At 64.4% G+C, this 18,517-nt stretch carries 14 protein-coding genes and 1 pseudogene; 12 read left to right on the top strand and 3 right to left on the bottom strand.

From position 1 onward, the window contains the following. Positions 1-56: 56 nt before the first annotated feature. Complete coding sequence (locus IPK27_10915; GenBank protein ID MBK8068112.1) at positions 57-2,033, bottom strand: S8 family serine peptidase; 1,977 nt, start codon at positions 2,031-2,033, stop codon at positions 57-59. Positions 2,034-2,828: 795 nt separating this feature from the next. On the opposite strand from IPK27_10915, the gene IPK27_10920 reads away from it, so the two are divergent. The 5 genes and pseudogenes from IPK27_10920 (at position 2,829) to IPK27_10940 (ending at position 6,651) form a co-directional block, all read left to right on the top strand. After that, positions 2,829-4,295 (top strand): amidohydrolase family protein, encoded by a 1,467-nt coding sequence (locus tag IPK27_10920; GenBank protein ID MBK8068113.1) that lies wholly within the window; start codon positions 2,829-2,831, stop codon positions 4,293-4,295. 58 nt (positions 4,296-4,353) lie between these two features. Then, positions 4,354-4,803 (top strand): nuclear transport factor 2 family protein, encoded by a 450-nt coding sequence (locus tag IPK27_10925; GenBank protein MBK8068114.1) that lies wholly within the window; start codon positions 4,354-4,356, stop codon positions 4,801-4,803. A 45-nt stretch (positions 4,804-4,848) separates the two neighbouring features. Then, complete coding sequence (locus IPK27_10930) at positions 4,849-5,283, top strand: GNAT family N-acetyltransferase (GenBank protein MBK8068115.1); 435 nt, start codon at positions 4,849-4,851, stop codon at positions 5,281-5,283. Between the two features lie 68 nt (positions 5,284-5,351). Beyond that, positions 5,352-5,910: pseudogene (locus tag IPK27_10935) on the top strand (NADAR family protein). Between the two features lie 198 nt (positions 5,911-6,108). Continuing rightward, a complete protein-coding gene (locus IPK27_10940) occupies positions 6,109-6,651 on the top strand; it encodes a cold shock domain-containing protein (GenBank protein MBK8068116.1) in 543 nt (180 codons plus the stop codon). On the opposite strand, the gene IPK27_10945 is transcribed toward IPK27_10940, so the two are convergent. Together IPK27_10945 and IPK27_10950 are read right to left on the bottom strand one after the other, a co-directional pair. Then, complete coding sequence (locus tag IPK27_10945; GenBank protein MBK8068117.1) at positions 6,550-7,026, bottom strand: hypothetical protein; 477 nt, start codon at positions 7,024-7,026, stop codon at positions 6,550-6,552. The two genes, IPK27_10940 and IPK27_10945, sit on opposite strands and share 102 nt — an antisense overlap. Positions 7,027-7,307: 281 nt before the next feature. Continuing rightward, positions 7,308-10,118 (bottom strand): diguanylate cyclase, encoded by a 2,811-nt coding sequence (locus IPK27_10950; protein MBK8068118.1) that lies wholly within the window; start codon positions 10,116-10,118, stop codon positions 7,308-7,310. Between the two features lie 260 nt (positions 10,119-10,378). Here IPK27_10950 and IPK27_10955 point away from each other — a divergent pair, with 260 nt between their 5' ends. The 7 genes from IPK27_10955 (at position 10,379) to IPK27_10985 (ending at position 17,373) form a co-directional block, all read left to right on the top strand. Then, positions 10,379-10,729: a hypothetical protein gene (locus IPK27_10955; protein ID MBK8068119.1), complete on the top strand. Its 351-nt coding sequence runs from the start codon at positions 10,379-10,381 to the stop codon at positions 10,727-10,729. A 2-nt stretch (positions 10,730-10,731) separates the two neighbouring features. After that, on the top strand, positions 10,732-11,379 hold the full coding sequence (locus IPK27_10960; GenBank protein ID MBK8068120.1) for a hypothetical protein: 648 nt from the start codon (positions 10,732-10,734) through the stop codon (positions 11,377-11,379). Between the two features lie 182 nt (positions 11,380-11,561). Further along, on the top strand, positions 11,562-12,614 hold the full coding sequence (locus IPK27_10965) for a hypothetical protein (protein MBK8068121.1): 1,053 nt from the start codon (positions 11,562-11,564) through the stop codon (positions 12,612-12,614). Between the two features lie 275 nt (positions 12,615-12,889). After that, positions 12,890-13,777 (top strand): hypothetical protein, encoded by an 888-nt coding sequence (locus tag IPK27_10970; protein MBK8068122.1) that lies wholly within the window; start codon positions 12,890-12,892, stop codon positions 13,775-13,777. Positions 13,778-13,859: 82 nt separating this feature from the next. Then, on the top strand, positions 13,860-14,402 hold the full coding sequence (locus IPK27_10975; protein MBK8068123.1) for a hypothetical protein: 543 nt from the start codon (positions 13,860-13,862) through the stop codon (positions 14,400-14,402). A gap of 1,449 nt (positions 14,403-15,851) precedes the next feature. Further along, complete coding sequence (locus IPK27_10980; GenBank protein MBK8068124.1) at positions 15,852-16,121, top strand: hypothetical protein; 270 nt, start codon at positions 15,852-15,854, stop codon at positions 16,119-16,121. 313 nt (positions 16,122-16,434) lie between these two features. Next, positions 16,435-17,373, top strand: a complete 939-nt coding sequence (locus IPK27_10985) for a hypothetical protein (GenBank protein ID MBK8068125.1) — start codon at positions 16,435-16,437, stop codon at positions 17,371-17,373. The last annotated feature ends 1,144 nt before the right edge of the window (positions 17,374-18,517 follow it).

The following is an 18,517-nucleotide window of genomic DNA, read 5'->3' on the forward strand; positions in this document are numbered from 1 at the left end:
CCTCGGGCTCCTGGTTCCCACCCACACCGGCAACCCGCACCAGCACCCGCCGTCAACTACTCGAAACCGTCCGCGAACAACCCGTCGGGAACGCTCTCGAAACCGTCGTCGAACAGCGCATCCACGGGTGCGCGGCAGTTGTAACAGACCAGCGCGAAGTCCTGGCGCGGGGTGACGGGAACGTAGGGGCTGAGTGCGTCGGCGGCGATGGTCGCTGCGAGCACCCGCAGTTGGACGCTGCCGCCCGCGTGTTGCTCCGGGCTGAGGAAAACGCCTTCGAGGTTGTTCTTGCTGTCGGCGCTGCCGCCCTCGGCCGAGTATCCGCTGGCCGCGTCGATCACATTGCCGCGCCAGATGGTCGTGCCCACCTGTGCGCTCAAGTCCAGATCGTTGGTCCAGGATGGTGTGCTGCCGCCGGTGCCGGGGCCGGGAGCATCGGTCCAGGCCAGCATGACGCGTACCGGCTTCTGTGGATCGTCCACTTCGAGGCTCACGCTGAAATCGTCGCCGCTGTTGGCGAGCACCGTCTCTTGGTCGTGCAGCCACACATCGACGCCAGGGTTCAGCACCGCATCCAGGTCGATTCGACCCCAGCCCGAGAAACGATTGGGACGCTGTGGCATCACGCCGCCGTCCGCGTCCAGGCGTCCGGTCAGGTTGGTCGCCACCGCGGAGAAGACCGCCTTGATCAGGGCCGGGCTCGGCTCCTGGCGATGGATGTTGCGGTATCGCTCCCAGTACAGCGCGCTCGCCCCGGCCAAAAGCGGCGAGGCCATGCTGGTGCCGCAAAGCGGTCCGAAGGAGCTGTCGCCGTTGCCCAGGGTGCTGTCGGTGGAACAACCCGGCGCCACGATGTGGGGCACGATGCGGCCGTCACAAGCTGGGCCGTGCGCACTGTTGGCGGACACATCGAACAGGGCGCCGGCCTGCGTGCTGCCGCTCAGCAGCCGAGTGGAGCCGACCGCGAACAGGTTTTTCGCTTCGTCCGGAGAGCCCAGCGAACTCGGCGCGCACTCCCCCGCGAGGCGGTCGCCATTGCCGTTCATGATCGACCAGACCGTCAGGATCGGCTGATTGCCCGGGACGCTGGCATCGCCATCGCGCACGATCATGTCGACCTGCATGGTCGGTATGTCGTAACCCTGCGGCGTGCTGGCCGGCCCCCAGGAGTTGTTTGCGAGTTGCGCGCCGCTCGCCACCGAGTCCTTGTAGATGCTCAACATGCCGTTGGCAACCATGCCGCCCGCGCCAGCGCCGAGGAAGGGTCCGTAGCGCTGCTGCACCAGGCTGGCGCCAGGCGCCACGCCCTGACCGCGCAGGAAACCGCCAGCATCCAGCGCCCCGGAGCTGCCGCGGCCTGCCACCGCGCCAGCCACGTGGCTGCCATGGTTGTCATTGAAGGCGACGCAGCTCCCGTTGGTGCCGGTACACGGCACCATCGCCGCGGCAAGATCCACATGCGTGGTGCGGATCCCGCCATCGACAATCGCGACAACCACACCTGCGCCGGTCAGTCCGGTGGGTCCCAGCCAGGCCTGGTAGCCGGGAAACACGATCTGGCTGCCGTTGTAGTTGCCGACGATCGCCTGGTTGCTCATCTCGCTGCGCGGACCGCCATCGGTGGCAATCCGCTGCAGGGTGTAGACGCCGGGCGTGCCGGCCGCGCTGAGCAGCGCGGCACCCGCCAGGTCCAGTTCCAGCAAGCGCAGGTCCGGAGTGAACGCATGCTGCTGGATACGCTGCGCGCCACTGGCGACGAGTGCGGCAATCACCGAGTCCGCGCTGGCGGCATCGATCAGGCCCATCGTCCGCACCGGCGCTGGATCCAGTCCGCGGCTCTGTGGCGGCACCCGCTGCGCAGGCAGCAGCGCGCCGGTCCAGCGGATGCTGGCGCTGCGCCCGCGCAGGCCTTCGAGCTGCGCTGCCGTCGCCCATACGATGTAGCTGAACGGCGCAAGATAGTGCACCGGGCGCACCCCAGCGGCGCGCAGTGTGTCCAGGTCTTCCGCTCGTGGCGGGCCATGCAGCTGCACCAGACGGAAGTCCGGCCCGGTCGTGGGCCGGGGGCTGCAGCCAGGGATCGCTGCTGGCAGGTCCGGCCGGCGGGTCGATGCGCAGCCCGTCGATGCTCAGTGCATGCGGATTGGCCAGGCGCAGTGCAAGCGTGCCCGCAGGCAACGAGCGCCCGGCCGAGGCCGGCATCCACACGAAACCGCCGTAGTCGATCGCCTGCGGCGGCAGCGCCGCGCGCAGTTCGGGCGTCGGCCGGTCGATCCGCAGCCAGTCCTCTGCCATCGCAGGGCAGCGCAGATCAGCGCGGAGAGGCAGGCAAACAAACGCTTCATCGAAAAGTCACAGCGCGGCAAGCGACAAGGCGCCAAGCATAGCCGCTGGTCGGGCGACCAAGGTCAACGAGCGTTGCGCAGGCGGTCGATTCGCTCGGCACATGCGGCCGCCGTCGACGACCTGCGAGAGTCCCGGTCACCCCTGCCGGTGCGCTCATTTGCGAATCGAACTGGAGGACACGAGGGCACGAGGGCACGAGGGCCCGGAGCGCCGAGGAGCCGAGCTCGGTGGGAAAGCAACGAGCGCCTTTGCGTGCGACAGGGCGGGACGCGGGGGGCCTTTCTCGTGCCCCTCTTGCCCTCCGGATTTTTCCTTATCAAATCAATGTACAACGGATTCTTCGGTGAAGGCGGCTTCAGCTGCGATTCTTCCCGGCCACCGCGAGGATCGCCGACGCTGTCGGCTGCGAAGACTTGCGTGACTCCACACAGCGCGCCGCGCGGGTTAAGGTATCGGCGACTACGCCGAACAGCCCGCCCGCCATGTCTCATCGCATCGATCCCGAAGGCCTGCGCCTGCCAATCAAGCTCGACACCACCAGCAACGGCGAGTTCGCGCCGGTACCGCTGGAGCCGGTGCACCGCCAGGCTAATCGCCAGGCGCTGGAAGACGCCACCCGCAACGCTCGGCGCCTGGGGGTGGACCGGCGCAGTTTCCTGGTCAGCCTCACCGGCGCGGCCACCACGCTGCTGGCGATGAACCGCGCCTATGCCCAGGCGGGCAAGTCCGGCGGCTGCTACGCGCTGCCGGATGCGGCGGCGCTGGAAGAGGCCGCGGCGAACGAGGTGCTGGCCGGCAAGGAGTTCATCTTCGACGTGCAGGGCCATTTCGTGAACCCCACCGGCACATGGACTGCGACGGTGCCGCCCAAGGTCAAGCCGCTGAGTTTTGCCGACACCGAAGGTTGCGCCGCAGCCGCGTTGCCGGGGCGGCTGGACCATCTGCAGTGCCTCGGCCCGGATGCCTTCATCCGCGACGTGTTCACCGATTCGGACACGGATTTGTGCGTGCTGAGCTTCGTGCCCTCCACCCGCGAGGCCGAGCCGCTGACCATCGCCGAGGCCGCCGCCACCGCGGCCATCGTGGAGCAACTCGAAGGCACCCACCGGCTGTTCCTGCACGGCCGGGTCAACCCCAACCAGGCGGGTGACCTGGAAGCCATCGAGGAGATCGCCTGCCAGTACCGCCTGAGCGCGTTCAAGACCTACACCCAGTGGGGCCCGGACGGGAAGGGCTACTTCCTGGACGATGACGTGGGCCTGGCGATGATCGAGAAAGCGCGCGACCACGGGGTGCGCAACATCGCGGTGCACAAGGGGCTGCCCTTCGGCAAGCAGTCCTACGAGCACAGCACCTGCGTGGATGTGGGCCGCGCGGCCAAGCGCCACCCCGAGATGAACTTCCTGATCTACCACTCCGGTTTCGTCACCGAGAAAGGCGAGGGCGCCTACGATCCTCTGCGCGCGGACGGCGTCGACCAGTTGATCAGCTCGGTGCGCGCGGCGGGCCTGGGGGCCGGCAGCAATGTCTACGCCGAACTCGGCTCCACCTGGCGCTTCCTGATGCGCGATCCGGACGCCGCCGCCCACACGCTCGGCAAGCTGCTGGTGCACCTGGGCGCAGACAACATCCTTTGGGGTACCGACTCGATCTGGTACGGCAGCCCGCAGGACCAGATCCAGGCCTTCCGCAGCTTCCAGATCTCGCCCGAGTTCCGCGAGCGCTACGGCTACCCCGAGATCACCCCGCAGATCCGTGCCAAGATCTTCGGCCTCAACGCGTTGCGCGTGTACCAGGTGGACAGCGCGGTGCTGCGCCAGCACCTCGCGCACGACCGCGTCCAGCGCCAGCGCAGCGAACGCATGAACGCGCCCGATCCTGCCTTCCTCACCTACGGCCCGAAGACCCGGCGCGAGTTCCTCAGGCTGAAGGCGCTGGGTGGGTCGTGAGGCGCGGTTGCTTGCGTGCTTTGTAGACTGGGCGGGTTGATTCGACGGAGCAAGCGACGTGAAATGGTCCCTGATGACGGCAATGGTCTGCATGCTCGCCGCCTGCGCGAGCACACCCGATGCGCGTGGCATCCCGACGGTCGCCAGCCTGATCGAGGCCGAAACCGGATTCGCGCGGTCGATGGCGGATCGCGATCTCAAGTCGTTTGCCGCGTTCATCGACGAGGACGCCGTGTTCATCAACGGCGGCAAGCCGCTGCGCGGCAAGGCGGAGATCCTGGCGCACTGGGAGAAGTACTTTGCCGATGCGCAGGCCCCTTTCAGTTGGGCGCCGGTGCTGGCGGAGGTCAGTGCGAGCAATGGCCTCGGTTACACGGAAGGGCCTGTCCATGCGCCGGACGGAACCACCATCGTCACCTTCTCCTCCACCTGGCGGCATACCGTGGATGGCTGGCGGGTGATTTTCGACAACGGACACGCGGTCTGCGACTGCAGCCCTGCGCCTTGATCGAACCCGGGCTGCGATCCCTTGAACGCCCCAAGCCTGCGCAACATGCCGACCTACGAGATTTGCTGCGATTCATCGCGCTTCGACATTCCGGCCATTCACGCTTTCCTGACCACCAGCTATTGGTCCCCCGGGATCCCGCTGTCGGTGGTCGAGCGGGCCATCCGCCATTCGCTGTGCTTCGGCGCGTTTGCCGGAGACCTGCAGATCGGCTTTGCGCGGGTGGTCACGGACCGCGCCACCTTCGGCTACCTGGCCGATGTCTATGTCCTGCCGGAGCACCGCGGCCGCGGCGTCTCGCGCCGGATCATGGACGCGGTGGCTGCACATCCGGAGCTCCAGGGCCTGCGGCGATTCATGCTCGCCACGCGGGACGCGCATGCGCTCTATGCGAAGTACGGTTTCCAGCCCCTGTCAGCACCGGATCGGCTGATGGAAGTGCTGAAGCCAAACGTCTACGCCCAGGGCACCGCAGGGTGATTTCGATGGCAGCCTGGCTGCCGCATCATCGCGGCACATCCGCGCCTGATCGCGGCGCCCGTTGGACCATGCATCCATGCGCAATATCCAGGATCTCCAGGCAGGCCATCGACGACGGGGCGCATCCCGGCTTCCTGTTCTTCTGGGGCCACCGGGCGCCGGCCAGGGGCGTGAACCAGAGCTGCCTTAGCCAGTGGTATCCCGCGCCGTTCACATCCGGAACATGCCTGTATCGCACGGCGGAGCACTTCATGATGGCGCGCAAGGCGGAGCTGTTCGGTGACCCGGCGCTGGCGGCGGACATCCGCGTAGCGCCCGATCCGTCCCGCGCCAAGGCCCTGGGGCGTCGCGTGCGGGGCTTCGAGGAATCGGTCTGGATCCGCGAGCGCTTTGACATCGTTGTCGAGGGCAATGTCCTCAAAGTTCGGCCAGAACCCGCCGCTGAAGAAATTCCTGCTCGGTACCCACGACCAGGTGCTTGTCGAAGCCAGTCCACTCGATGCGATCTGGGGAATCGGCCTGGATGCGGAGACGGCCAGGGTGACCCCGCCAGCCCAATGGCGAGGCGAGAACCTGCTGGGGTTCGCATTGATGGAAGTGCGGCGGCGCCTGCTGGCGCGCGGCTGACGCTTCGATTGCGAGCTTTGCCTCCCGGGCTCTGAAAAGAGCGGAGGCCACGCGTCTCGCAGCAGCAAGCGAGTGAAGTGGAGCGAAGGAGCCTTGGCGACAGCAGACAGGTCAAGACAGTGCGCAAGGCCGGCATGCGCCTCCCGGAATTCTGCAATGATTGGTGCAACTTTGGCTTCGAGACGCGGCTGAGGCTCAATGAGAATTCACGGCACGCTGACCAAATGGAACGATGAGCGCGGTTTCGGGTTCATTTCCCAGGGTTCCCGCGAGATCTTCGTCCACATTTCCGCGTTTCCGCGCGATGGTGTGCGTCCCACGCTCAATGAGCTGGTGTCGTTTGAAACTGAATCGGGCCCAGGTGGAAAAATACGTGCTGTCAGGGTGATGCGTCCCGCCGGCGCAAGAGAATCGGCTGCGCCCCGGCGGCTGCGGGGTAATCATGCGCCGCGGCGCCGCTCTGCTGGTGGATTGGCGTTCTTGATTCTGGCCACGCTTGGCATCTTTGCCTATGCACGATTTCACGATCAATTCCGCCCGTCGCCGTTCACGGGTACGCCACAGCCGCGCGCTGGCGCTCTGTTGGAACAACCCAGCCAGTTCCGGTGTGATGGCCGGACGCAATGCCCGCAGATGCGGTCATGCGCAGAAGCCGAGTTTTTCCTTGCCAACTGCCCCAATACCAAAATGGATGGAGACGGTGATGGAAGACCATGCGAGCAACAATGGTGCAACTACTGAAAGCGAATGGACTGTCGCGCAGCGGCAAGCGAGATTCTGTCGGCTGTCGCGCTTTTCGGGAGAATGAAGGGAGATCGGGAACCAGCATGGGCGTGGATTTGCCTGGGCAACAGTCGCTCTGGCAAGCGCGCCGAGGCCAATGCAGCAGCCGATGTGATCCTGAAATCGATCCGGATCGAGTTGCAGTAACCGAAGCAGCGGTGCTCGCGACGCGGTAATGCTGTTTCTCGACGCGCTGCAGATGTTTCTCGATACGTCATCGAGGCCTCGCGACGACTCATTGGCGGGCGTTTCGCGACAGTTGAGCGTGGGATTGTCCCAATCATCGCGGCGGAAACCGACGGTCCTGACGCGCACAGCCCGCGCATCGCGCATCCTCCGGGTGCTTGCCGCAAATACCCGGTGAACCGCTGCGCGGTACTACGGGCCAGGCATTTCGCCACCTGATTCGTACCAATCCTCATCGCCGATGGACCGGCGATGCGAAAAGTGTTCGGACAAGGTCCGGACCCACAGATGCCGCGAGCTTGCTGTGCGTGGGTTTGGACCTTGTCCAAACGCTGTTGCTCTTGGGGCGCTCCCGTGATGAGGATTGGTACGAATCAGGTTTCGCCATGCACCCGTTTGAGCCTGGCACACCCGGCCACCCGCCAGGCTCACCCGCTCACCACGCGATCCCGCCCGCGCTGCTTGGCTTCGTACAAGGCCTTGTCGGCGCGTTCGAAGAGGCTGGCGCGGGTGAGGCCGTTGCCTGGTAGCTGGCTGGCGACACCCACCGACACGGTCACCTGCAGATCGGACCGGCTGACCGCCTGCCTGAGCTGTTCGGCGGTGGCTGATGCCGCGGCCAGGTCGGCGCCCGGCATCACCACCACGAACTCCTCGCCGCCGTAGCGGGCGACCAGGTCTTCGCTGCGGCGCAGGGTGCCGCGCAGTACCTGCGCCAGCGACCGCAGCAGCGCATCGCCGGCGGCATGGCCATGACGATCGTTGTAGGCCTTGAAGTGATCGACATCGATGACCAGCAGCGCGAGCGGCCGTTGCTGCAGTTCGCACGTGGTCCAGACTGCGTCCAGGTATTCGTCGAAGCGGCGCCGGTTGGGCAACTGCGTCAGCGCGTCGTGGTGGGCCATCGCCTCCAGTTGGCTGTTGGCCAGTGCCAGCTCATGGGTGCGCGCCTCGACCAGGCGCCGCAGCACGCGCGTGCGCCGCAGGTAGAGCAACCAGCCGAGGGCGACGATGGAAAGCACCAGAGCCGCGGCCAGCGTCACGCGCACCCACGGGCGTTCATGCCACTTCGCCGAGAACTCGATGCCATAACGCTCCGCGCCGAACACATTCCCGAGTTCGTCGCGTGCCTCGATCTCCAGCGCGTACTGGCCCGGTCGCAGGCGCGTGTAGGTGTAGCCCGCGCTCGCGGACCAGCCGGAGAATTCCGGCTCGTAGGGCAGCAGGCGCCCGCGGTAGACCGTGCTGCCGGGTCGCCGCAGGCCTGACAGCGCGAACTCGAAGCGCACGCCCAGGTCATCCGGCGCCAGCACCACGCGCTCTCCCGGGGACAGCGGCAAGGGGTGTTCGCTGCCCCGCGCGTCGATCAGGCGGGCGGTGGTCATGCGCAGCCTGGCATCCGATTGCGCCACGGGGCGGACGGCATCCTGGTATTGCATGACGCCATCGCTTCCGACGATCAGCAGGGTGCCGGGCGCAATCGGTTCCACGTCGATGATCGGGCCGATCTCGGGGTGGCGGAAGGGGATGCGCCGCCACTCGCCGTCATCGACGAACAACTCGGTGCTGGTGTAGGCCCAGTGCCGCCCCGAGCCCGGCTCGATTTCCAGACCCAGTGCCTCGGACCGTGTGCGCATGGCCAGCAGGGGGGCGAATCGCGGATCTGCTTCGAAAGCGCTGCCATCCCAGCGATGCACCGACTCGCCGGTGCTGGCGATCAGTTGCCCGGCCTCCTGGTGCACGAATGCGTAGCCATCGCCGGCGTCCGGCAGCGGCACGCGCTGGCCCCCGCCGAGATTGCCTGCCTGATCGAGGTCGAAACGCCACACGCCTTGGTCCGCGGTGCCGGCCCAGACGCTGTCCTGATCGGTCTGGGCGATGCTGGTCACCTGCCGGTTGCGCTGCTCCGCGAGTGGCTGGAGCTGCCATCCCTCATCCAGGCGCACTTGCCTCAGTCCATGCTCGGTGCCGACGAACACGCGATCATCGCGGAAGCGGTCCGCCTGGAGGACGCGCGGGTAGAGGGCGGGGTCGATCACCTGGCGCGCGGGATTCATCTGGACCAGGGCATGGCTCTCGGCGAGCAGCGCCGGCCCGCGTTGTGCGGGCAACCAGTCGTAGGTGGCGGTTGTGGCGAGACCCGAAGGTCTCAGAGACGTCGCGCCAGCGTCCGTCGCGAGTCGCCAGACGTCCGAATCGCTGAACAAGGCAATGCCGTCGGCCGATTCGCGCGCGCCGTTGAACGAGGGGCGGCCCGGATCCATCGAACCCAGCGTTGTGAACGCGCTTGGCCAGGGAAAGCGGTAGACCGCACTGGTGGCCGCGACCAGCACTTCGCCGTCGCGGTAGGCGATGTCGGTCAGGAACCCCGGATGCACCGCGAAGCCGAGCAGGCTGCGCAGGTCCGCGCCGAGGACGTAGACCTCGCCAATGGCGGTGGAAAAAGCCAGGGAACCGTCGGGCAGCCGCGCCCCACGATGGATCGACGCCTGCGGCAGCCCCTCGGGCAGCGCCAGGGTCTCAATGCCGTCGCCACTGACCCGGAACGCACCGGTCACCGCGCCCAAGGCCAGGCACGTGCCTGGCCGGTCCGGAATCAGAAGGGAAACCAGGTCGCGCAAGGCCGCGGTATGTGCCAGTGCTTGCCAGTCGCCATCGCGCCAGCGGCGAAAGCCTTCGTCGCGGAACTGCAGCCAGGTGTCGTCGCCGCACTGGCCCACCGCGCCGAATCGCCCGGCGTGGCTGACATGCCGTTGCGCTCCAGTGGCGGGATCGAAGGTGAACGCGTCGTACAGGGCCACGAAGTGCAAGCCGTCCCGCGTGCGCACCACGTGCCAGATGTCGCCGAATCCATCGACCGCCGACCCCGCGGGACGCGCGGTCGCCAATTCCACGTATGTCGCCTGTCCATTCGCATCGCGGTCGATGTAGCCGTAGCTTTCGTAGCCACCGACATAGACCCGGTTGCCATCCGCCATGAGGGTGCGCGCCAGCTGCCCGTTGGTGCGCAGCAGCGACCAGCGCTCGCCGTCGAAGATGAGTACCCCGTCGGTGCTGCCCACGTAGACCATGCCGTCATCGGCGCGGACGATCGCGAAATGCTGCGGATACACTGGTAGGTTGATGTCGAAGTGCTCGATCGGTGGTTTGCCCACGAACACCGTGTCCGCGCCGCATGGCCATGCCAGCAGGCAGGACAGGAGCAGTCCCATCAGGCGCCAGGTCACGGCCGACCGCATCAAAAACGCCCCTTTCTTCGCAAGATTGCGAAAACGCCGCGCTGCTGGCGGCAGATCCGCCGCGGCAGCCACCGCGTGCGCACCACAATAGCGCGCCGCCGGCGCCGCCGCGCATTCATTGCCGGCGCGCGTGGGCCGCGCCGTGCCGCGCGGACTCCGCTGCGTTGCCCGCCAGCCGGCGCTCGCGGAGAATCGCCGGACAGGGCGCTGGCTGGCGTGGGCCGGAGAGCGCGCTCTTGGACCTTGTTCCGGTGAAAGGCATGGCAGCACGCAGGACATTTTTCCTCTCGGTCCTCGGCTTGCTGGCAGCCGCCAATGTCTTCGGCCTGTGGCTGGGCGTCACCCAGCGCGCCGCGCTGATCGGTCAGTGGCCACGGCTGGAAGCCCTGTGGCCCTTCTACCTGGCCTGCCCGATGGCGTCCCTTGGCGGTCTCTGGGCACTGTGGCTGCGCCAGAAAACCGGATTCTGGATCTGCCTGGCGGTCGCCGTGCTTGCGTGCGGCATCGAACTGCATGCCTGCGGCCCGGCGCTGCACACCCTGCGCATTCCGGTCGCAACCCTGCTCCTCGCCGCCGCCGTCTGGCCGGTCTGGCGTGAACTCACCGGGTAGACGTGTCCACGCACGCGCCCGGCGCCCACATCCAGAACTCCCCGCCCGCTGCCGTGATCGGGATGTTTCCAGGCAGCGGCGGGCACATCGTCATCGCCAAAGGCCAGTACAGTCCCCGGCCGCGCGAGTCGCAACGCTTCCTGATCCACACGGGTACCCAGGCATTGACCCAGCGCGCCGATGTCTGGATGACCGCGGCGGGCCTGCACGCCGTGCTGGAGTCGCTGGGTGCCCGGCATGCGGTGTCGCTGGGCGAGTGCGACAGCATGTACGCCACCCGGCCCTGCCTGGTGTGGGCGGATGTGCAGGAATCGCTGCATCTGTGGAAACGGGGCACCCTGGTTGGGCAGTTCGCGGCGGACTGCATACGCATCCGCTCCGGCCGGTTCGGGAGATGGACGGTGCTGCCCGCGGGCACGGTGCGGGAATGCCATGGCTACCTCGCGGATGGCTGGTACCAGCGCGGCGTGGCGCTGGTCCTGAGTGACGGCGGCCGCCGGGTGGTGTCCCGCAAGCGGGAGCTGTCGGTGCTCCTGGATCCCACCTACGATGGCTTGGACCTGCTCGCGGACGCCGCCTGGGTGGATGCGTTGGCGAGTGCGATCTGTCGCAAGACTCTGCTCGCCAAGCGGCTGGATGAAGGGCTGTGATCGGCGCCGCTGCCCCAGAGGGTGCGACCCGCGACGGGTGAAATCCCCGCTCTGCCGGGAGTGCGGTCCAAGACGGCGGGTGAGGGCGGCGGCGCGCGAGCAGGCCGTCGGGCGATACTTGCAAGCGTCGGCGTCCCCGCCGGCGTTCTCGCATCCGCCACCCGCGCCCCGGACATCCACCCATGCACCCACGGTCGATCGCAGCGCTGCTCAGCTTCTCCCTGGCGGCAGCGGTCGCCCCGGCCCAAGCCGACGATGCTGACGACCTCGCTGAAGTGGCCCGGATGCAGGCGCGCCTGCGCGCCGAGGTGCCCGCCGGGCTGCGCGTCTTCCAGGCCGAATTCGGCAGCGGCGCGACACTGCTGCTGCGCGGCCCGAAGACCTCGCCGCAGCAGGCCTGGATCGAATCCGGATCCGACTGGGTGGAACTGAAGCCTTCCGGCTACACGGGACTGAACTGCCGCACGTCCGGCATCGCGATCACCGAGTTCTCGCTGGAAGCCGGCATGCGCGCCTACTTCAAGGCCCGCACCATCGCGCAGGAGAAGGGCGCACACCCCGTCGACGCCGGCCAGCTGAGCTTCGAATACCGCGGCGCTAGCTGCGAGCCGGGTTGGTACACCACGCTCAGCGTGAAAGGCACGCGCCACGTCCATCTGCGCTTCGATCCCGCTGGTGGACTGGCGGACGTCTGGGAGTGGCAGGACGGCCAGCAGGTCTCCCTGGATGCCGCCGAGGTGCGCGCCTTGGATGCTCGCGCCACCACCGTAATTCCCAGCGTACGCGCAGAAGCCGAGCCCCTCCCCGCGGAAGCGGAGATCGCAGAACCCACCGGCGACGAATACCTGGTGGCGAGCATCGCCGGCCAGGCCTACACCTGCGCCACCGACGACATCCACCTGTTGTACGACTACTACCGCATCGAACTCCGCTGCGAAGGCGACGCGACCCCCGATCCCCTGATGGTCACCGCCGTCAACGTCCCGCCCGGCAAATCCGAACACTACACCGTGCCCGGCATGGCCGGTCCCACCCTGTGGACCCGCCAGGGCCTGGTGCAAATGGAAAGCGACAGCCCTGGCGACACGCGCGTGTGGATCGACACCCTCGCCCCGCGCCTCGTCGAAGGCCGTTTCGAAGGCACCGTCACCAACGCCTCCGGCAAGCGCGTCAAGATCGCCAACGGACGGTTTCGACTGCTGCCCGGCGAGGGGTTTCGCGTAACGCCGGAGTAGCTGGGCACGTCGCCGAGAGCGCCAGCCGGGAGCGCCGGCGTCCTCGCCGGCAGCTGGCCGGACAACGCCGGTGAATCACCGCGCGATACACCGGCCTACGCCGGCACACCGCGCCAATCCCCGCCCGCGTAGCCCGCTGTGCCGCGCAGCGGCTCAGCGGGTACTTGCCGCAAATCTGTGGGAGCAGGCTCCGCCTGCGATCTTTGCCCGCCAACCCAGGCCGGCGATGCGCCCGGCGATAATCCGCCCGACTGCACGATGGAACCCAATGACCGATGTCCGCAATCCCTGATGCCTGCGCAACCCGGCGCGGCCCGATCCGCCTGCGCTTCGCCGCACTCATCCTGCTGGCCATCGCGCTGATTCCCGCTTGCGCATCGCGCATCGCGCCGACGCCGGAAAATACGCCGGCGCGCGTGCTCTTCGTCGGCAACAGCCTCACTTATGTCGGCAACACGCCGGCGATCTACGCGGCGCTGGCCAAGGCGAACGGCCACCCGGTGACGGCCGACATGATCGTGCGCGGTGGCGCCACGCTCACGCAGCGGGTGGCCGACGGCTCGGTGGCGGCGGCGCTGGAGACCGGCAAGTACACGGCCCTGGTGCTGCAGGAGCGCGGCGGGGACCTGATGTGCGCCTTCGGGCCGGCGTCCTGTGTCGAATCCCGCGCGGCCCTCAACGTGCTGGCGGGCCTGGGCAGGCAGCACGGTGTCAGCGTCATTCTGCTCGGGTCCTACCAGCCGCACCCGGCGGCCTCCCGCGAACTGGTCGACGCCGAAGCCGCCGCCGCGCAGGCGGTGGGCATTCCGTACGTGGAGATCTGCCAGACCCTGCAAGCCCTGCGCAGCCAGGCGCCGGACCTGAGTTGGTTCGCGGCCGACGGCATGCACCCAGGCCCACATCTGGCGTTGCTGAATGCCGTGCGCGTCCACCAGACGCTGCACCACACGCTACCTGCGCCGGCCGCGCTGACCATCACGGCGCCCATCTACGACGTTCGCAGCGGACTCACCGAAACCCTGCGCCCAGCCGACGCTCCGCCCCCGTTGCCGGACACCCCACTGCAGACCAACCATCCCGCCGCCACCCTGGACCGGTTGCTGGATGCCATCCGCCAGGGCGCCCGGAGCAACCCGCCGGAAACACCAACCCCGCGACCATGACACCACCCATGCCCGCCGGCCCCGGCCAGCCAGCCGGCGCGGTATGGTCGAAACTTCCTGATCAACCGCAAGCGCCGCCGCCATGAAGAAGACCATCGGACTCACGCTGGTGTTCGTCGGCGTCCTGCTTTTCTGTGCGCTCAACTCCAGCTACCACTCCGGCAACGGCATCGACGGCCCACGCCAGACCGTCTCCCTCGGCGTCCCCGACTCGCCCTGGCTGTCCTTCACCTGCGTGGAGTTCGCTGATAACAGCCCCCGCGGCTGCGCCCAGTGGCAAACCGCCTTCCACTGGAAGTCATGGTCCTGGCTGGGACTCCTCGTTCTGGGCCTCGGATCTTTCTCGCCAGAAAGCACCGGGGAGTGCCGGCGCACCCGCCGGCAGCGCCCACGATCTAGTCGCCTGCAGGAGAAGCGCCTGACCCAATCTCCGATCAGCAGCCGCGCCCCTCCGTCGCCGCCCGTAACCTCACCCGACCCACCCAACACCTCATCGAAGCAGTCCAAGACCTGTCGCAAAAGGCCATCCTGCGTTTCGATGACGTTCCCGAAGTATCGCGACACATCGTCCGACGTCTCCGAAGACTCCCGCGAACTATCGCGAGCCGTCATCGCACGACTCTGAAGGCCCGCGCGTGATTCCGCGAGACCTCGTTCCGCGTCTCCGAAGACCTCCGTGCAGTGTCGTGAGACGTCTTTGCACGTCTCCGAAGCCCGACGGGAAGTCTCCGAAAACTACCTCGGAGATTCGCGAGACCTTGTTCCGAGTCTTTGGAGTCCATCGCGAAGGTTCGGAAGACTTCGTTCCACGCTTCCAAAGACTTCCGCGAAGTGTCGGGAGACGTCAGTTCGTGGCTCCAGAGACCGTTTCGGAGTCTCGGGAGACGTCGTTTCGGGTCTCCAGAGATTGAAACCCGGTCACGGGAGACGTCGTTTCGTGTCTCGAAGAATTTCTGCGAAGGGTCGAGAGACTTCACTCCGTCATTTCGAGACGCCTGCGGCCCGTCGCGAGAGGTCACTCGACCGCCGGCTGTCATTTTCAACTGCCACCAATTCGTTCACAAAGAGTTGCGCCCGGCGTAGAGTCAGTCGCAGCGCCGTCTCCGGACCATCCCATGGCTTCCGACACCTCAGGCCACCCTTGCCAGCCCGGCGGAACCACAGCGGCACCATCCCACCTTTCCTCTGCCGAAGGTGCGAGAACTTGCGCCTACGTGGGACCACGGTTGGAGTGGAGCCGGCGACACTGCCGCTTCAAGTCTGCGGCTGAGTCTGACGCGATGAAGGCTGGCAAAGTCGCTGAACTGAGGCGAGGTGATAAGCGATACCGCAGCATCGAAGCGATGAACAACGCTTATGACCACAAACCGCATCCGGTATTTGATATCCAGTCAGCGTTGGCTTCGGTGACGTGCAAAATCAGGCGCTTACAAACGTTGCGTCTGGAAGAGGGGTGCGGTGTGACGTATAGAAGTAGTTAGAATTTGTTTGAAACCCCAGATCGCCAGGAAAAGTCTTGAGGTAGGGCTTTCCGCAAGATTGGATTCGTGATGTTGAAAAGCGTCGTTGGGATGTGAGGTTGAAGAGCAACTCCGGCATCGTTTTGCCGCATTGCTTCGCGCGGCAATGATGATACGGAGCTTGGCGGCAAGGTCGGCCGCGCTTCGGCTTGCTGGCGGGTAGGGTTGGTCGTGCTGTCAAGCAACTGCTGCTGCTTCGTCTGGCCGCACCGCTCCGCGCGGCAGTGATGATACGGAGCTTGGTGGCAAGGTCGGCCGCGCTCCGGTTGGCGGGCGGTCGGCTCCGGGCTTCGTCTGGCCGCACCTGCAAGCGCGGCGGATGATGATCAGAGGTCTTGAGGCAGACCGTGCCGCGCTTGGCTTGCGGGCGGTCGGTTCATCGGAGCAGACTCGTGACCTGTTGGGCAAGATTGGATTGCACGCATCCATGGCTGAGGGCAAACAAAATTCTAACTATGTGTTCAAGCCGACGCCGGATCTGGCTCTTGGCTCAAACCGAGCCTGCGGCCGGCGCGGCTTAACACGGCGTTAGGCCCCTCATGAGGACTTTGGCAATGCGTTTACTGTTGGCTATATTTGCTTTCTTGCCCGGATTGATCATGGCTAGCCCCAAGTCGGAATCGGAAATGTTGCTGGGTACCGCTCTTCCTTTTGCTCAAGAGATGATAGAACAATATGGCGAGTTCTATCCATATGGCGCAGCTATGGAAGGGGAGGATGGAAAGATTGTATCGGTCGCTGCAACGACCGGACAGGATCAACCTTCGCCGAAAGAGCTCATTGAATTGCTCCGGGGGCATTTCGTCAGGTGCCAAGGAACATAAATACCGTGCTCCTACTCTTGCTTGGGATGCCCTGGTTGTTGTTCCGATCCAGTCGAGAAATCCAGACGCGATTGCTGTGGCACTCGATCACGTAGGCGGATACTCTGTGGTGGTATTCCTTCCGTATAAACACGCAGAGGCAAGGGTGTTGTACGGCGAGCTGTTTGTCCATGAGGGAGACCATCTTGTATTTGCCCTTCAGAGTAGGCCTAACTATGCGTTCAAGCCGAGCGCGGAACAGGCTCTTCGCATCAACCGCGGCATCGCTTGCCGCGCCGGCTTAACGCGGCGTTAGCTGTCATTGGAGGTGGCGGTGAATGCGATCGATTTGTTGTTTCGTGAAGCCGTGAGCTTGGAGCGTACCCACCAATTGGCGCTCTGGATACTTCTCAAGGAGGCGAATTTTTGTAAGGCGATTACGGGTAGGGAATCTTCCGGCGAGATACGGTGGGAACCGGAGCGCCAACTTTTTGATCTCGCCGTGGTTGGTCCCGATCAGGAGAAGACGTTTCTGGAACTCAAAATGTGGGGTTCGTTAAGTGGAGAGCAACTCGCACGCCAGTCCTACTACCTGCTTAAGAACGCGTCTTCGGGAGTCTACGTGTTGTTGGGAACGTCCTCCTTTGAGGTTTCGGCGGAGCGAATTCGAAGGGAAACGCATGGACGCGCAATTCGGGTGAGCTACAGTGAGCTCCTTGCGGCGCTTCAGTGTATCTGCTCCAGCAGTGGTGCAAGAGCTGAAGTCGTAGACTTCGCGCAAGCTTACGCTAACGCAATCCGTGATCAAGTGTCCTTGTTTGAAATGCAAGCCCAAGACGCATCGAATGGAAAATTGTACTTTTACGTTCGCTACCAGAGATTAATCAATTCGTTATCCACTGAAGCAAGGATATACACAGTAAATAACCCGGGAGGGGAGGTCTACATCCTGAACTTCGTGGATTCCTACAACAATATAAATATCGGGAAATGCCACGGACAACTGTACGCGGAGTTGGTTAATGGGCGACTTTGCATCAAGTTTTGGCTAGATGCGCCCGCTGAAACTAGGCGAATTACAAGAGATGAGCTTAGAGCTCTGGTTCGTGAAGCCATGGATAGCGAGAATTTTCGGAACTCAGGAAGACTTGGAAATTGTATGACCGTCTGCTCGCTTGAGAAGGATCTCAGTGATCCGGCACAAACGGATTATGCTGCGCAGATGATTTGCATCGTACGGAGGCACTTCCCAGAATTGCATCGGCTTAGGTAAATGACAGCTAACTATGCAATCAAGCCGATTGCGGAACAGGCTCTTGGCTCAGACCGGACATTATCTGAGCCGCAACGGCTTATTGCGGCGTTAGCTCTCATTTGGTGATTTTGGGGCGTACTGACATGCGGAGTCTGATGAAAAGCGCAATTTTCATCTGTCTATTGTTGCTTAGCTCGTCAGCTCTTGGCGCTGAGGGTAAGTCTATTCCATCGCTACTTGGGGCATTGGTCCGGGGAACGCCGACTCGTGCAGTTCGGAAACCGATGATTTGAAACTTGAAATTGACAATGAAAAGGTCACCTACTGGGAAAGTCAGGGAACAGTCAAAGCCGCGGTAGTGGGTAGAAGAGGTGAGCTGGCCGTAATCTTAGAGATGAAAGGCGAGGGAGAGACGTGGCTCAGCACAGCCATTCTTGGAGATTCCTCGGATGGGAAGAGATTGACTGATAGTAGTAATGAGTTGGTACGCTACAAATGCCCCCAGAAGTGATTAGAGGATTATCTCGTTGCCCGTTAAGGATGAGAGCTAACTATGCAATCAAGCCGATTGCGGAATAGGCTTTTGGCTCAAACCGAACATTAAATTGCCGCAACGGCTTATTGCGGCGTTAGAAATCACTCGTATTGCCGAGGTCAAGCTCGTCAAACGTGAGAAGGCTGGGGATGACTCTTTTGATGTTGAAGTTCCTGGCGCAGGTGGGAAGGTGGGGATGGAAGTGGAGGCTTGAGGTGAGGGCTTGAGGTAGGAACCTGAGGTGGGAACTTGAGGTGGGAGCTTGAAGTAGGAGCTTGACGTAGGAAACTGTGGTGGGAAATTGAGGGGGTATTGAGGTAGGAAATTGAGGTGGGAAATTGAGGTGGGAAATTGAGGTGAAGAAATTAGGGTGGAAAATTTTAGTAAAGAAATTGAGGTGGAGAAATTGAGGTGGAGAAATTGAGGTGGAGAAATTGAGGTGGAAAAATTTGGGTGGTGATTTTACGGTGGGTTCATTTCTGCTTCGTAGCTGGGTGATTTCTAACTATGCAATCAAGCCGACGCCGGAATAGGCTCTTCGCACAGACCGGGCAATGCCGCCGGCGCGGCTAATTGCGGCGTTAGACCTGCTAATCACCATCGGAGGCGGCTGCGTGTGAACTCAAA

The organism is Rhodanobacteraceae bacterium (assembly GCA_016713135.1).
Classification (GTDB): domain Bacteria; phylum Pseudomonadota; class Gammaproteobacteria; order Xanthomonadales; family SZUA-5; genus JADKFD01.

Coding starts and splice junctions, on each gene's coding strand:
- IPK27_10965 (MBK8068121.1), top strand. CDS start 11,562: ATGCACCCACGGTCGATCGCAGCGCTGCTCAGCTTCTCCCTGGCGGCA.
- IPK27_10980 (MBK8068124.1), top strand. CDS start 15,852: ATGCGTTTACTGTTGGCTATATTTGCTTTCTTGCCCGGATTGATCATG.
- IPK27_10955 (MBK8068119.1), top strand. CDS start 10,379: ATGGCAGCACGCAGGACATTTTTCCTCTCGGTCCTCGGCTTGCTGGCA.
- IPK27_10975 (MBK8068123.1), top strand. CDS start 13,860: ATGAAGAAGACCATCGGACTCACGCTGGTGTTCGTCGGCGTCCTGCTT.
- IPK27_10930 (MBK8068115.1), top strand. CDS start 4,849: ATGCCGACCTACGAGATTTGCTGCGATTCATCGCGCTTCGACATTCCG.
- IPK27_10945 (MBK8068117.1), bottom strand. CDS start 7,026: ATGCGCGATGCGCGGGCTGTGCGCGTCAGGACCGTCGGTTTCCGCCGC.
- IPK27_10940 (MBK8068116.1), top strand. CDS start 6,109: ATGAGAATTCACGGCACGCTGACCAAATGGAACGATGAGCGCGGTTTC.
- IPK27_10970 (MBK8068122.1), top strand. CDS start 12,890: ATGTCCGCAATCCCTGATGCCTGCGCAACCCGGCGCGGCCCGATCCGC.
- IPK27_10920 (MBK8068113.1), top strand. CDS start 2,829: ATGTCTCATCGCATCGATCCCGAAGGCCTGCGCCTGCCAATCAAGCTC.
- IPK27_10950 (MBK8068118.1), bottom strand. CDS start 10,118: ATGCGGTCGGCCGTGACCTGGCGCCTGATGGGACTGCTCCTGTCCTGC.